Below are 13,767 nucleotides of genomic sequence, written 5' to 3' on the forward strand. Positions count from 1 at the left end.
CAGCATGCAGTTCCAGGTGCGCGCCCTGACGGCCGACTCCACCGTCGCCCAGCTGAGCGTCGATGCGCTCGACGAGGCCGACGCGCGCCGCCAGGTGGAGGCGCGCGGGCTGTTCGTCTCGACCATCGAACGCGCCGCCGGTGGCCGCGCGAAAGGTGCGATCTCGCTGGTGCTCTTCAGCCAGGAATTGTTGGCGTTGCTGTCGGCCGGCCTCGGCGTGGTCGAGGCGCTCGAAGCGCTGCTGGAAAAGGAAGCCAATCCGGCGCTGGCCAACGTGCTCGAACGCCTGCTCGCCGGCCTGCGCGAAGGCAAGCGCTTTTCCAGCGTGCTGGCCGAGCAGGGCGACCGCTTTCCGCCGCTGTACATCGGCATCGTCAAGGCGGCCGAAGGCACCAGCGACCTGCCGCGCTCCCTGTCGCGCTATATCGACTACCAGCAGCGCATCGACGCGGTGCGCGCGAAGGTGGTCAGCGCCGCGATCTATCCGGCCATCCTGCTGCTGGTCGGCGGCGGCGTCAGCGCCTTCCTGATTACCTATGTGGTGCCGCGCTTCGCCGAGGTCTACCAGGGCGCCGGCCGCAACCTGCCGTTCATGTCGCGCATGCTGCTGTCATGGGGCCAGTTCGCCGCCAACCATACCGCGCTGCTGCTGGCCGGCCTGGCCGCGGCCGCCGCGCTGGCGGTGTTCGGCGTGCGCCATCTGCTGGCGCGCGGCGGCGTGGCCGGCATCCTGGCGCGCCTGCCCGGCATCGGCGAGCGCGTGCGCATCTACGAACTCTCGCGCCTGTACCTGACGCTCGGCATGCTGACCGAAGGCGGCATCCCGATCGTCCACGCGATCGACACCGTGCAGTCGATGGTCTCGCCGGCGGTGCGCGGCGCGCTTCGCAATGCCCGCCTGGAAATCGAGTCGGGCCAGCCCTTGTCGAGCGCGTTCGCCGACAACGGCCTGACCACGCCGATCTCGTTGCGCATGCTGCGGGTGGGCGAGCGCACCGGCGATATGGGCCCGATGCTGACCCAGTCGGCGGCCTTCTACGACGGCGAAATCAGCCGCTGGATCGACCGCTTCACGCGCACCTTCGAGCCGCTGCTGATGGCCGCCATCGGCCTGGTGGTCGGCGCCATCGTGGTGCTGCTGTACATGCCGATTTTCGACCTCGCCGGAGACATGTCGTGAACGCGCCGCTCGATCGCGGGCCGCTCGATCCGGCGCTGCTTGCGCGTGCCCGCGCGCAGGCAGCGCGCACCCAGCGCTCGCTGGTCGACGAAATCGAGGCCGAAACCGGCGCCGATCCGCGCGACATCGTGCGCGCGCTGGCGGCCCCGTTCGGACTGACGGTGGCGGAAACGGCCGACATGCTGGCGTTCACGCCGGCGTTCGACCTGCTGCCGCTGTCGCAGGCGCTGGCGCGCCGCTGCGTGCTGCTGCGCAGCCCTTCGCGCGAACTGATCGGCGTCGTGGCCGACCCGTTCGACCTCGACCTGCAAACCTGGCTCGGCGCGCGCGCCCAGGCCACGCCGCGCGCGCCGCTGCAAACGCGCCTGGCGCTGGCATCCGACATCCAGGCCTATCTCGGCAAGCACGAGGAATCGGCGCGCGCCGTCGACAGCCTGGTGCCGGGCGAAACTGGCGAACGGCGCGACGGCAAGACCACCGCTGTGCTGTCGTTCGCCTCGGTCAGCGAGGCCGCCAGCCCCGCGGTCCGGCTGGTCAACTCGACCCTGTACGATGCCCTCAAGGCCGGCGCTTCCGACATCCACCTCGAAAGCACCGCGCTGGGCCTGGCGGTGAAGTACCGCATCGACGGCGTGCTCGATCACGCCACCTCGGTCAACGGCATCGAAGTGGCCGAGCAGGTCATCTCGCGCCTGAAGGTGCTGGCCGAACTCGATATCTCCGAGCGCCGCATCCCGCAGGACGGCAGCTTCCGGGTCGAATCGGCGGGGCGCGAAATCGACCTGCGCGTGTCGATCATGCCGAGCATCCACGGCGAGGACGCGGTAATCCGTATCCTCGACAAGCGCGCCATGATCGAAGCCTACGGCGCGCTCACGCTGGAGGCGCTCGGCTTCGACGCGCCATCGCTGGTGTCGCTGCGCAGTCTGGCGCAGGAAGCCTACGGCATGCTGCTGGTGACCGGCCCGACCGGCTCGGGCAAGACCACCACCTTGTACGCCGCGCTCACCGAAATCAACAACGGCCGCGAAAAGATCATCACCATCGAAGACCCGGTGGAATACCAGCTGCCCGGCATCCTGCAGATCCCGGTCAACGAGAAGAAGGGCCTGACTTTCGCCAAGGGCTTGCGCTCGATCCTGCGCCACGACCCCGACAAGATCATGGTCGGCGAGATCCGCGACCGCGAGACCGCCGAAATCGCCGTGCAGTCGGCGCTGACCGGCCACCTGGTCCTGACCACTGTGCACGCCAATAATGTGTTCGACGTGTTCGGCCGTTTTACCCACATGGGCATCGATCCCTACGCCTTCGTGTCGGCCCTGAACGGCATCTGGGCGCAGCGCCTGGTGCGCATGAACTGCCCGCACTGCGCGGTGGCCTACCGTCCGGACGACGCCGAACTGGCCGCGGCCAACCTGGCGCGCGCCGACGTCCTCGACTACCTGTTCATGCAGGGCAAGGGCTGCGGCGACTGCCGCGGCACCGGCTACAAGGGGCGCCGCTCGATCGCCGAAATTTTGACGCTGACCGACGAGATCCGCGAACTGATCGTCGACAAGCGTCCGATCCGCCAGATCAAGCAGGCCGCGTTCGACAACGGCACGCGCAGCCTGCGCCTGGCCGCGCTCGACCTGGTGCGGCGCGGCGCCACCACGCTGGCCGAAATCAAGCGGGTGACCTTGCATGCGTAGGCGCTTCGGACAGGCCTTGCGGCTCGGCGTGTCGCACGACGCGCTCGCGCTGGTGCAGACCAGCCGCTGGGGCAGGGAAGCCGTGCTGCTGGCCGAACAGCCTTATGCGGCGGCGCTGCCCGAAGCCCTGGCCGCGGTGCTGGATGGCGCCGGCCGCAACGGCTGGCCGCTGACCATCGTGCTGGCCGACGACCTGGTGCGCCTGTGGCAGGTCACCCCGCCGCAGGATAGCGCGCGGCTGGCCGATCTCGAAGCGGCGGCCGCCCAGCGTTTCCAGCAGTTGTACGGCGAGCCGGCCGCGCAATGGCAGTTCAGCGCCGGCTGGGACGCGGCGCATCCGTTCCTGGCGGCCGCGCTGCCGCGCGCGCTGCTGCTCGCCTTGCGGCACGGCGCCGCCGCGCACAAAATGAAAGCGGTCGAAATCGTGCCCCAGTTTCTCGCCCTGTTCAACCGCTGGCGCGACGCCGTGGGTCCCGGCGCCTGGTTCGGTGTGCTGCACGACGGCGTGCTGACCCTGGGCGCCTGCGAGCGCGGCGCCATCGCCGCGGTGCGCGCGGTGAAGGTGCCGGACGGCGCCGGCGCCGCCTGGCTGGCCGAACACCTGGACCGCGAAGCGCTGCGCCTGAACCTGCCCCCGCCGGAGCGCCTGCAGCTGTGCGGCGACGTGCCGGCGGCATGGATCGGCGCGCGCGCCTTCATGCTCGGCGCAGAGGCGCCGCGCGGCTGGTCGGCCGCCGCGCGGCTGGCCGCCAGCGGGAGCGCCGCATGAAGCGCGTGCGCATCGACTTCGCGCCTCCAGGCCTGGCGCGCACAATTCACCGCACCGGCCCGGGCGCGTGGGCGCTGGCCGGCCTCGCGCTGGCGCTGTGCGCGGCGGCCGGCGTGATCGGCTGGCAGATGCACGTGCGCCAGCGCGCGCTCGAGTCCCAGCTGGCGCTGGTGCGCACCCATGCCGCGCCAGGCGCGGTCGTTTCCGCGCCTGCGCCGCGCGTGGCCATTCCCGCGGCGCAGGCTGCGGCGGTCAACGCCGCGGTGATGCAATTGAATACTCCGTGGCAGGCGCTGCGCGACGCGATCGGCGCCGCCACGCCGGCCACCATCGCCTTGCTCACGCTGGAGCCGGACCCGCGCCGCCGCAGCATGCGCATCACGGCCGAGGCCAGGACCAGCGACGACATGATCGCCTACGTCGAACAGCTCAAGCAGCAGGAGCTGTTCGGCACGGTGGCGCTGGTGCGCCATGAAATCAGCGAACTCCATCCGAACCGGCCGATCCGCTTCCAGCTCGACGCCCATTGGAGCGCGCCATGAACGCCGCGGCCCTGATGCTGCGCTTGCGCCTGTGGCTCGCCGCGCGCGGCCCGGTGGCCTGCGTCGGCGCAGCGCTGTGCCTGGCCGGAGTGCTGGCGCTTGCCTGGCTGCTGCCGGAACGCGCCCTGCAGAGCCAGCGCCGCGCGGTGGCGCTCAGTCTCGCGACGCTGCCGCCGCCCAAGCCCCTGGTGGTCGCCGCGCCCGACAGCCCGAACGAAAACCTGGCGCTGTTCTACGGCACGCTGGGCGAACGCCGCTACGCCGAGCAGCAGGTCAAGACCCTGTTCGGGCTCGCCGCCAAGGCCGGCCTGACGCTGAACCAGGGCGAGTACAAGGCCGCCTTCGACAAGAACGGCCGCTTTCACACCTACCAGGTCAGCCTGCCAGTGAAGGGCAGCTATGGCGCCATCTGGCAGTTCGGCATGCTGGCGCTGCGCTCGATTCCGTTCGCGTCGCTCGATGAAATCAGCTTCCGCCGCGAGTCGGTCGGCGAGCCGGTGGTGGAAGCGCGCGTGCGCCTGACCCTGTACCTGGCCGACCAGCCCCCGGGAGCATCGCCATGAAGCCGCGCCATATCGCCCTTGGCGCCGCTTTGATTGTGGCGGCGGGCTTCGCCATTTACGGCGACAAGTCGCCCAGCGGCGCGCTGGTCGAGCCGGCTCCGCGCCGCGCCGCGCCGGCGCCGCGCGCCGAAGCCTTGGTGCCCAAAGCGCCGCCCGACGAAGTTGCCATCCTGCGCCTGCAGCCGCGCCTCGACCCGATCGACGCCGGCACGGACGGCGGCGGCTTCGCCAGCCGCAACTGGACGCCGCCGCCGCCGCCCCCGCCGCCGGCCCAGCCGCCGCCGCCGCCAAGCGCGCCGCCGCTGCCGTTCACCTTCCTCGGCAAGGCCCAGGAGAAGGGAGCGTGGGAAGTGTTCCTCGCGCGCGGCAACGACATCCTGATCGTGCGCAACCAGATGGTCGTCGACGGCGTCTACCGCATCGACGCGATTGCGCCGCCGTCCTTGAAGATCACCTACCTGCCTTTGAATCAGGTTCAACAGCTTAATATTGGAGTAGCCGAGTGATGCCGATCCACCTGAACCGCCTGCCGCGCCTGATGCTCGCCTGCGCCATCGCCGTCGCGCTGTCCGGCTGCGCCGCGCAAATGGCTTACCGCGACGGCGAAAAGCTGGTGGCCGAGGACAAGATCGAGGCCGGCCTGGTGAAATACCAGGAAGCCATCGCCGCCGATCCCGGCAACGCGCAATACCGTGCCGCCTTCCTGCGCGCGCGCGACCGCAACACCACGCGCCTGGTCGAGCAGGCCGAGCGCGAACTGGCAGACAACCACCCCGACCTCGCGCTGCGCAGTTATCAGCGCGCGCTGGCGATCGATCCGGCCCACGAGCGCGCGCGCGCCGGCCTGCGCCAGGTGGAGGCCGATGCGCGCCAGGCGGCGATGATGGGCGAGGCCGCCGCGGCGTTCGACAAGAAGGACTATGAACTGGCGCGCCAGAAGCTGGCGGCGATCCTGACCGAGCGCCCGAACCATGAGCCGGCGCGCCTGCTGATGGCGCAGGTGGTCGAGAAGACTGCCGCGCCGGCCGCCGACGCCGGGCTGGCCGCGGCCTTCAAGCTGCCGATCAATATCGAATTCCGCGACGCCACGCTCAAGCAGGTGTTTGAAGTGATCTCGCGCCGCTCCGGGCTGAACTTCCTGTTCGACAAAGACGTCAAGACCGACCAGCGCACCTCGATCTTCCTGAAGAACAGCACCGTCGAAGCGGCGGTCTACTACCTCCTGGTCAGCAACCAGCTCGAGCAGCAAATCATGGACGGCAACACCATCCTGGTCTATCCGAACATCGCGGTCAAGGTGAAGGAATACCAGGAGATGGCGGTCAAGACCTTCTTCCTGGCGAACGCCGATGCGAAGACAGTCGCCAATACCCTGAAGACCATCCTCAAGTCGCGCGACGTGGTGGTCGACGAAAAGCTGAACCTCGTGATCCTGCGCGACAGCCCGGAAGCGATCAAGCTGGCCACGCGCCTGGTGGCGCTGCAGGACGTCCCCGAGCCTGAAGTTATGCTCGACGTCGAGATCCTCGAGATCAAGCGCAGCCGCCTGATGGACCTGGGCATCGCCTGGCCGGCCAGCGTCGGTTTCGCGCCACTGCAGGCCGCCGGCGGCGGCGCGGTGACCATCAACACTTTGCGCAACCTGAATGGCGGGACGATCGGCGTGACCAACATCGCCGCCACCGTCAACGCCAACAAGACCGACGGCGATTCCAATACGCTGGCCAATCCGCGCATCCGCGTGCGCAACCGCGAGAAGGCCAAGGTCGTCATCGGCGACAAGGTGCCGAACATCACCACCATCATCACCGCCGGCACCGGCGCCGGCTTCGCGTCCGAAACCATCACCTACACCGACGTCGGACTGACCCTGAACGTCGAACCGACCATCTACCTGAACAACGAAGTGGCGATCCGCATTTCGCTCGAGGTGTCCAACCTGGTCGACTCGATCACGACCAAGTCCGGCTCGGTTGCGTACCGCATCGGCACCCGCTCGGCCACCACCATGCTGCAGCTGAAGGACGGCGAGAACCAGGTGCTGGCGGGCCTGATCAACAACGAAGACCGCACCAGCGGCAGCAAGGTGCCCGGCGTCGGCAACCTGCCGATCCTGGGCCGGCTGTTCGGCAGCACGCGCGACTCCAACGACAAGACTGAGATCGTGCTGTCGATCACGCCTCACCTGGTGCGCAATATCCAGCGTCCCGCGGCCGGCCTGTCCGAGTTCAATGCGGGCACCGAGACCAGCTTCCGGCGCCGTCCCGAGACTGCCCCGGTTCCGGTCAAGGCCGCGCTTCCCGCGCCGGCGCCTGTCATCCCGCCTCCGGCGCCGGCCCCCGCACCCGCGACCACCGTCGTACCGCTGCCGGCGCAATGAAAGGCTTCACGCTGATCGAACTGCTGGTCACGCTGGCGATCCTGGCGCTGCTCGGCACGATCGTCGCGCCGGCCGCGCAGGTCGCGGTGCAGCGCCGCCAGGAGACGGAGCTGCGCCGCGCGCTGCGCGAAATCCGCACCGGCATCGATGCGTGGAAAAAGGCCAGCGACGAGGGACGCATCGCCAAGGCGGCCGGCGCCACCGGCTATCCACCGAAGCTGGAAAACCTGGTCGAGGGCGCGGCCGACCTGCGCAGCCCGAAGCACGCCAAGATTTTTTTCCTGCGCCGCCTGCCGCGCGACCCGTTCAACCCCGATCCGGACCTGCCCGATGCGCAAACCTGGGGCAAGCGCAGCTACGCCAGCGACGCCGACAATCCACGCGACGGTGACGATGTGTACGACGTGTATTCGGTATCGGAGCGGGCCGGCCTGAACGGCATCCCGTACCGCAAGTGGTGACCCGCATGCGCGCCAAAAAAGGATTCACGCTGATCGAGCTGCTGGTGGTGCTCGGCATCGTCGCGCTGCTGCTGACGCTCGCGGTGCCGCGCTTCTTCCCCAGCATCGACGCGGCCAAGGAAACCATCCTGGCCGACAACCTGCGCAACACGCGCGCGGCGATCGACCAGTATTACAGCGACACCGGTCGCTATCCCGATTCGTTGGAGCAGCTGGTCGAGAAAAAATACCTGCGCAGCGTGCCGCTCGATCCGGTCGCCGACAGCAGCGCCGCCTGGATCGTGGTGCCGCCGGAAGACGCCAGCAAAGGCGGCGTCTGGACGATCAAGAGCGGGGCGCCCGGTAACGACCGTCACGGCAAGCCGTATGCGGACTGGTAAGCGCGCGCGCCAGGATGGCTTTACCTATCTTGGCCTGATCATCCTGGTCACCGTGATCGGCATGGTCGGCGCGGCGACGCTGAAAATCGACGCGCTGCTGCAGCGCGCGGCGAAGGAAGAGGAGCTGCTGGAGATCGGCGCCGCGTTCAGCGCCGCGCTGCAAAGCTATGCCGCGGCCACGCCGCGCGGGCAGCCGACCCAGCCTCCGAGCCTGCGCGAGCTGCTCAAGGATCCGCGCACGCCAGGCGTGCGGCGCCACCTGCGCAAGATATTCGTCGACCCGATGACCGGCAAGGACGAGTGGGGCATCGCCTACCTGGGCGGGACCACCGGCGTGGTGGCGGTGTACAGCCTGTCGCAGGCGGCGCCGTTCAAGGTTGGGAACTTCGACGCGCGCTTCGTCGGCTTCGAGAACCGCCAGCACGTGTCGGAGTGGCGCTTCACGGCCGGCGGGCTGACGACGCCGCAGATTGCGGAGCCATTGGCGGCCGCGCGGATTGAGCCACCGCCACCGCCGCCACCGCCACCGTCACCGCCGCCCGAAGAAAAGCAGGAAGAAGAGAAATCCGAACCGGTCGCGCCGCCGCCGGAAAAGCGCGGCGACCGTTGAAAAGAATGAAGGTCAGCGCGCGCGGCGCTTGAAGTCGCGGAAGCGGAATCCCAGCGCGAAAAGCACCGCGAAGTAGACCACCGCGCCGGCCCCGATGATGCCGAACAGCGCGCCGGCGCGCAGCCACGGATGCGCGCGCAGGGCGGCCCAGTCGAACTGTCCTTGGGCGTACCAGCACAACGCGCCCATCAGCGCGACGGCCACCACCAGCTTGGCGGAGAATCCGATCCAGCCTGCCTGCGGCACGAAGATTTTGCGCTTGCGCAGTCCGATGTACAGGAACAGAGAGTTCAGGCAGGCGCCGGCGCCGATCGACAGCGCCAGGCCCGTGACGCCCATCCCCATCCACCACACGAAGACGATGTTCAGCAGCTGGGTCGCGATGATCGTGCCGGTGGCGATGCGCACCGGCGTGCGGATGTCCTGGCGCGCGTAGAACGCCGGCGCCAGGGTCTTGACCAGGATGATGCCGAGCAGGCCGGCCGCGTAGGCCATCAGCGGCATGGCGGAGGTGTGAATCGCCGTGGCGCTAAATCGGCCGTAGTGGAACAGGGTGGCGATCAGCGGTTCGGCCAGCGCGGCCATGCCGACCGCGGCCGGCAGCGCCAGCAGGAAGGTCAGGCGCAGGCCCCAGTCCAGCAGCGAGGAATACTCGGTGTTGTCGCCCTCCGAGTTCGCCTTCGACAGGCTGGGCAGCAGCACCGTTCCCAGCGCCACGCCCAGCAGGCCGATCGGGAACTCCATCAGCCGGTCGGCGTACTGCAGCGCCGACACGCTGCCCGCCGCCAGGCTGGCGGCCCAGCTGGTGTTGATCAGCAGGCTGATTTGCGCGGCGGCGACGGCGAACACGGCCGGCCCCATGCGCTTGAGCATGCGCCGCACGCCGGGATCGCGCAGGCCGGACAGGGGATTGAACGACAGGCGCGGCAACATGCCGATGCGCACCAGCGCCGGCACCTGCACCGCCACCTGCAGGATGCCGCCGACGCAGACGCCGACCACCATCGCGTAGACGGGCTGGGCAAAATATTTCACCAGGAACAGCGCGGCGAAAATTTGCGAGATGTTCAGCAGGACCGGCGCGAACGCCGGCACCTTGAATTCGCGCCAGGTATTGAGCACGCCGCCTGCGAGCGCCGCAAACGCCATGCACACTATATAAGGGAACATGATGCGGGTCATCAGCACCGCGTCGTTGAAGGCGTCCGGCGCCAGGCCGCTGGCGATCAGGGTCAGCAGCACGCCGCTGCCGAGGATGCCCACCACGGTGACCGCCAGGGTCGCCCAGATCAGCGAATTGGCGACGTGGTCGACCAGGGTCTTGGTGGCCGCGTCGCCCTGCTGGTGCTTGTACTCGGCCAGGATCGGCACGAAGGCCTGCGAGAACGCGCCTTCGGCGAACAGCCGGCGCAGCAGGTTGGGGATGCGAAATGCGATAATGAAGGCGTCGGTATAGGCCGAGGCGCCGAACGCGCGCGCGAACAGGCTGTCGCGCAGCAGTCCGGTGATGCGGGACAGCATGGTCATGCTGGAAATGGCGGCGAGGGATTTGAGCAAGTTCATGGCGCGAGATTATATCCCGGCAACACCTCCGCGGCCGGCCAGATCCGACATGTGCGATTTTTGAATTGCTCCGGCCGGAATAATTCGCTATAATCGAAGGCTGTACAGAATTCTGTTACGCAGACACATTTGTTTGACAGGCACTGGTTTGACAGCAAGGTTGTTCAAGCAGCATGAACTCACCGGTTTGCCAGACGCTTGTGTTTGCAAACGCAACTTGACCCCGTTTTAGGAAATTCCATGGCAAATACCGCACAAGCGCGCAAACGCGCTCGTCAAGCAGTTAAGCAGAACGCACACAACTCGTCGCAGCGTTCGACCCTGCGCACCGCTATCAAGGCAGTGCGTAAAGCGATCCAGGCTGGCGACAAGGCAGCTGCCGCGTCGATCTTCCAATCGTCGGTTTCGACCATTGACAGCATCGCTGACAAGAAAATCATCCACAAGAACAAGGCCGCTCGTCACAAGAGCCGCCTGGCAGCTGCCCTGAAAGCGCTGGCTTAATTGCCGCGTTGGCGTGGCCGCTTCGGCGGTTGCGTCCAGCAGTGCCTGTGGGAAAAGAAACCCGCCTGACTCGGTCCGGCGGGTTTTTTCGCTTGGCGCGGCGAAATCTGGATCTCTGCCTTAAAACCATGGCGCCTGGCAAAATACTGGTGCATAATGTGAAACGCGCCTCTTATGTCTTATAGAAGACTTTCCGGCGCGCCCCCTTCATCGGAAGAAGTTTAAGATTTCTGAGTTTCACCCATCGCGCCACCGTTCGCGCACATTGAGGAAAATCGCATGAGCAGTGATCAGACCATCATCTACACCCTGACCGACGAGGCGCCGCTGCTGGCGACCCACGCCTTCCTTCCAGTCGTCAGCACTTTCGCCAAAGCCGCCGGCATCACCGTCGAGAAGAGCGACATCTCGGTCGCCGGCCGCATCCTGGCCGCGTTCCCCGAGCGCCTCAAGCCGGAGCAGCGCGTGCCCGATACGCTGGCCGAACTGGGCAAGCTGACCCTGACGCCGGAAGCGAACATCATCAAGCTGCCGAACATCAGCGCCTCGGTGTCTCAGCTCGAAGCGGCGATCGAGGAACTGCAGGCCAAGGGCTACGACGTGCCGAACTATCCGGCGCAGCCGAAGACCGACGAAGAAAAAGAAATCAAGGCCCGCTACGGCAAGTGCATCGGTTCGGCCGTGAACCCGGTTCTGCGCGAAGGTAACTCGGACCGCCGCGCCCCGCGCGCCGTCAAGGAATACGCCCGCAAGAACCCGCACTCGATGGCCGAATGGTCGCCGGCGTCGCGCACCCACGTCTCGCACATGACCGAAGGCGACTTCTATCACGGCGAAAAGTCGATGACGATCAAGGGCGCGCGCGACGTCAAGATGGAACTGATCACCAAAAGCGGCAACACCATCGTGCTCAAGCCGAAGGTGGCGCTGCAGGACGGCGAGATCATCGACTCGATGTTCATGAGCCGCAAGGCGCTGCTGGCGTTCTACGAAAAGCAGATCGACGACGCCAAGAACACCGGCGTGATGTTCTCGCTGCACGTCAAGGCGACCATGATGAAGGTGTCGCACCCGATCGTGTTCGGCCACGCCGTGCGCATGTTCTACAAGGAAGCCTTCGCCAAGCACGGCGCGCTGTTCGACAGCCTGGGCATCAACGTCAACAACGGCATGGCCGACTTGTACAACAAGATCGAGAACCTGCCGGTGTCGCAGCGCGATGAAATCATCCGTGACATCCACGCCTGCCAGGAAAACCGTCCGGCGCTGGCCATGGTCGATTCGGCCAAGGGCATCACCAACTTCCATTCGCCCAACGACGTCATCGTCGACGCCTCGATGCCCGCGATGATCCGCGCCGGCGGCAAGATGTACGGCGCCGACGGTCGCCTGAAGGAAGTCAAGGCCGTGATCCCGGAGAGCACCTTCGCCCGCATCTACCAGGAGATCATCAACTTCTGCAAATGGCATGGCGCGTTCGATCCGAAGACCATGGGCACCGTGCCGAACGTCGGCCTGATGGCCCAGCAGGCCGAGGAATACGGCTCGCACGACAAGACCTTCGAGATCACCGAAGCCGGCGTGGCCAACATCACCGACCTGGCAACGGGCGAAGTGCTGCTGTCGCAGAACGTCGAAGAGGGCGATATCTGGCGCATGTGCCAGGTCAAGGATGCGCCGATCCGCGACTGGGTCAAGCTGGCCGTCACGCGCGCGCGCAACTCCGGCATGCCGGCCGTGTTCTGGCTCGACCCGTACCGTCCGCACGAGAATGAGCTGATCACCAAGGTCAAGACCTATCTGAAAGAGCACGACACGACGGGCCTGGACATCCAGATCATGTCGCAAGTGCGCGCGATGCGCTACACGCTCGAGCGCCTGAAGCGCGGCCTGGACACCATCTCGGTGACCGGCAACATCCTGCGCGACTACCTGACCGACCTGTTCCCGATCCTGGAACTGGGCACCAGCGCCAAGATGCTGTCGATCGTCCCGCTGATGGCCGGCGGCGGCATGTACGAAACCGGCGCGGGCGGTTCGGCGCCGAAGCACGTGCAGCAGCTGGTGGAAGAAAATCACCTGCGCTGGGATTCGCTGGGCGAGTTCCTGGCGCTGGCGGTGTCGTTCGAAGACCTGGGCCTGAAGACCGGCAACGCCAAGGCCAAGATCCTGGCCCAGACGCTGGACGCGGCCACCGGCAAGCTGCTGGACAACCGCAAGTCGCCGTCGCCGAAGACCGGTGAACTCGACAACCGCGGCAGCCAGTTCTACCTGTCGATGTACTGGGCGCAGGAACTGGCCGCCCAGACCGAGGACGCCGAACTGGCAGCGCACTTCGCGCCGCTGGCCAAGTCGCTCACCGAAAACGAAGCGAAGATCGTCGCCGAATTGCTGGCGGTGCAGGGCAAGCCGGTCGACGTGGGCGGATACTACAAGCTCGATGAGGCGAAGGTGTCGGCCGCAATGCGTCCAAGCGCCACCTTCAACAACGCGATCGAAACGCTGGCGTAAGCCGTCATCGGACGTACCAAAAAAACCCGCTTCGGCGGGTTTTTTATTTGCCGATCGAAGTCGCCGGCACTTCCACGAAGTCGCCCGGCATCAAGGGATGCGTCGCCAGCGAAAATGGCCCGATGCTCGATCGCACCAGCCGCAGCGTCGGCAGCCCGACCGCCGCGGTCATGCGCCGCACCTGACGGTTCTTGCCCTCTTCGAGCGTGATCGCGATCCAGCTGGTCGGCTTGTCGGCGCGCTCGCGGATCGGCGGATTACGCGGCCACAGCCAATCCGGCTCGGCGATGCGCACCGCGCGGCAAGGCTTGGTGATGAAGTCGCCCAGGTCGATCGGCGCCTGCAGGCGCGCCAGCGCGTCCGCATCCGCCACGCCGTCCACCTGTACCAAGTAAGTCTTCGCTTCCTTGTGATCGGGATGCGCGATCTTGTGCTGCAGCTTGCCGTCGTCGGTGAGCAGCATCAGGCCCTCGCTGTCGGCGTCGAGCCGTCCGGCCGGGTAGATGCCGGGGATGGACAGGTAGTCGGCCAGCGATTCGCGGCCATCCTGCGGCGTGAACTGGCACAGGACCTGGAAGGGTTTGTTGAAGAGGATCAGGGGCATGGCATG

14 protein-coding genes are annotated in these 13,767 nt (G+C 67.0%); 12 read left to right on the forward strand and 2 right to left on the reverse strand.

The window, feature by feature from the left end:
- Nucleotides 1-4 precede the first annotated feature (4 nt).
- Genes AC1D02_RS03090 through AC1D02_RS03135 form a run of 10 tightly spaced genes read left to right on the forward strand, consistent with a single transcriptional unit; the run spans nt 5 to nt 8,579 of the window.
- Entirely contained in the window at nt 5-1,180 is a 1,176-nt protein-coding gene (locus AC1D02_RS03090; RefSeq protein ID WP_477313574.1) for a type II secretion system F family protein, read from the forward strand.
- Nucleotides 1,177-2,874 carry a GspE/PulE family protein gene (locus AC1D02_RS03095; protein ID WP_477313576.1) on the forward strand — a complete coding sequence of 566 codons (1,698 nt, stop codon included), beginning with the start codon at nt 1,177-1,179 and terminating at the stop codon, nt 2,872-2,874. The genes AC1D02_RS03090 and AC1D02_RS03095 overlap by 4 nt, the downstream gene beginning before the upstream one ends.
- Nucleotides 2,867-3,643, forward strand: a complete 777-nt coding sequence (locus tag AC1D02_RS03100; protein ID WP_477313578.1) for a hypothetical protein — start codon at nt 2,867-2,869, stop codon at nt 3,641-3,643. The genes AC1D02_RS03095 and AC1D02_RS03100 overlap by 8 nt, the downstream gene beginning before the upstream one ends.
- Nucleotides 3,640-4,185, forward strand: coding sequence for a hypothetical protein (locus AC1D02_RS03105; protein ID WP_477313580.1), 546 nt, complete (start codon nt 3,640-3,642; stop codon nt 4,183-4,185). Before AC1D02_RS03100 ends, AC1D02_RS03105 begins: the two co-directional genes overlap by 4 nt.
- A complete protein-coding gene (locus tag AC1D02_RS03110) occupies nt 4,182-4,748 on the forward strand; it encodes a hypothetical protein (RefSeq protein WP_477313582.1) in 567 nt (188 codons plus the stop codon). The genes AC1D02_RS03105 and AC1D02_RS03110 overlap by 4 nt, the downstream gene beginning before the upstream one ends.
- Nucleotides 4,745-5,254: a hypothetical protein gene (locus AC1D02_RS03115; protein WP_477313584.1), complete on the forward strand. Its 510-nt coding sequence runs from the start codon at nt 4,745-4,747 to the stop codon at nt 5,252-5,254. The genes AC1D02_RS03110 and AC1D02_RS03115 overlap by 4 nt, the downstream gene beginning before the upstream one ends.
- Nucleotides 5,254-7,128, forward strand: a complete 1,875-nt coding sequence (locus AC1D02_RS03120; protein WP_477313993.1) for a secretin N-terminal domain-containing protein — start codon at nt 5,254-5,256, stop codon at nt 7,126-7,128. Before AC1D02_RS03115 ends, AC1D02_RS03120 begins: the two co-directional genes overlap by 1 nt.
- Entirely contained in the window at nt 7,125-7,589 is a 465-nt protein-coding gene (locus AC1D02_RS03125) for a type II secretion system protein (protein WP_477313586.1), read from the forward strand. Before AC1D02_RS03120 ends, AC1D02_RS03125 begins: the two co-directional genes overlap by 4 nt.
- Nucleotides 7,590-7,594: 5 nt before the next feature.
- On the forward strand, nt 7,595-7,969 hold the full coding sequence (locus AC1D02_RS03130) for a type II secretion system protein (protein WP_477313588.1): 375 nt from the start codon (nt 7,595-7,597) through the stop codon (nt 7,967-7,969).
- The gene (locus AC1D02_RS03135) at nt 7,956-8,579 is read left to right on the forward strand and encodes a type II secretion system protein (RefSeq protein ID WP_477313590.1); all 624 of its coding nucleotides are present in this window, start codon (nt 7,956-7,958) and stop codon (nt 8,577-8,579) included. The genes AC1D02_RS03130 and AC1D02_RS03135 overlap by 14 nt, the downstream gene beginning before the upstream one ends.
- Nucleotides 8,580-8,591: 12 nt before the next feature.
- On the opposite strand, the gene murJ is transcribed toward AC1D02_RS03135, so the two are convergent.
- Complete coding sequence (murJ, locus tag AC1D02_RS03140) at nt 8,592-10,142, reverse strand: murein biosynthesis integral membrane protein MurJ (protein WP_477313592.1); 1,551 nt, start codon at nt 10,140-10,142, stop codon at nt 8,592-8,594.
- 240 nt (nt 10,143-10,382) lie between these two features.
- On the opposite strand from murJ, the gene rpsT reads away from it, so the two are divergent.
- Nucleotides 10,383-10,646, forward strand: coding sequence for a 30S ribosomal protein S20 (gene rpsT, locus AC1D02_RS03145; RefSeq protein ID WP_305509320.1), 264 nt, complete (start codon nt 10,383-10,385; stop codon nt 10,644-10,646).
- Nucleotides 10,647-10,925: 279 nt separating this feature from the next.
- Nucleotides 10,926-13,157 (forward strand): NADP-dependent isocitrate dehydrogenase, encoded by a 2,232-nt coding sequence (locus tag AC1D02_RS03150; protein WP_477313595.1) that lies wholly within the window; start codon nt 10,926-10,928, stop codon nt 13,155-13,157.
- Between the two features lie 43 nt (nt 13,158-13,200).
- Here AC1D02_RS03150 and AC1D02_RS03155 read toward each other — a convergent pair whose 3' ends face one another.
- Entirely contained in the window at nt 13,201-13,761 is a 561-nt protein-coding gene (locus AC1D02_RS03155) for a pseudouridine synthase (protein ID WP_477313597.1), read from the reverse strand.
- Between the last annotated feature and the right edge of the window lie 6 nt (nt 13,762-13,767).

It is taken from the genome of Massilia sp. P1_C10 (genome assembly GCF_056406475.1).

Bases quoted from the DNA above. Each gene is read 5' to 3' on its own strand.
- AC1D02_RS03090 (WP_477313574.1), top strand. From the start codon at position 5: ATGCAGTTCCAGGTGCGCGCCCTGACGGCCGACTCCACCGTCGCCCAG.
- AC1D02_RS03100 (WP_477313578.1), top strand. From the start codon at position 2,867: ATGCGTAGGCGCTTCGGACAGGCCTTGCGGCTCGGCGTGTCGCACGAC.
- AC1D02_RS03105 (WP_477313580.1), top strand. From the start codon at position 3,640: ATGAAGCGCGTGCGCATCGACTTCGCGCCTCCAGGCCTGGCGCGCACA.
- AC1D02_RS03110 (WP_477313582.1), top strand. From the start codon at position 4,182: ATGAACGCCGCGGCCCTGATGCTGCGCTTGCGCCTGTGGCTCGCCGCG.
- AC1D02_RS03115 (WP_477313584.1), top strand. From the start codon at position 4,745: ATGAAGCCGCGCCATATCGCCCTTGGCGCCGCTTTGATTGTGGCGGCG.
- AC1D02_RS03120 (WP_477313993.1), top strand. From the start codon at position 5,254: ATGCCGATCCACCTGAACCGCCTGCCGCGCCTGATGCTCGCCTGCGCC.
- AC1D02_RS03125 (WP_477313586.1), top strand. From the start codon at position 7,125: ATGAAAGGCTTCACGCTGATCGAACTGCTGGTCACGCTGGCGATCCTG.
- AC1D02_RS03130 (WP_477313588.1), top strand. From the start codon at position 7,595: ATGCGCGCCAAAAAAGGATTCACGCTGATCGAGCTGCTGGTGGTGCTC.
- AC1D02_RS03135 (WP_477313590.1), top strand. From the start codon at position 7,956: ATGCGGACTGGTAAGCGCGCGCGCCAGGATGGCTTTACCTATCTTGGC.
- murJ (WP_477313592.1), bottom strand. From the start codon at position 10,142: ATGAACTTGCTCAAATCCCTCGCCGCCATTTCCAGCATGACCATGCTG.
- rpsT (WP_305509320.1), top strand. From the start codon at position 10,383: ATGGCAAATACCGCACAAGCGCGCAAACGCGCTCGTCAAGCAGTTAAG.
- AC1D02_RS03150 (WP_477313595.1), top strand. From the start codon at position 10,926: ATGAGCAGTGATCAGACCATCATCTACACCCTGACCGACGAGGCGCCG.
- AC1D02_RS03155 (WP_477313597.1), bottom strand. From the start codon at position 13,761: ATGCCCCTGATCCTCTTCAACAAACCCTTCCAGGTCCTGTGCCAGTTC.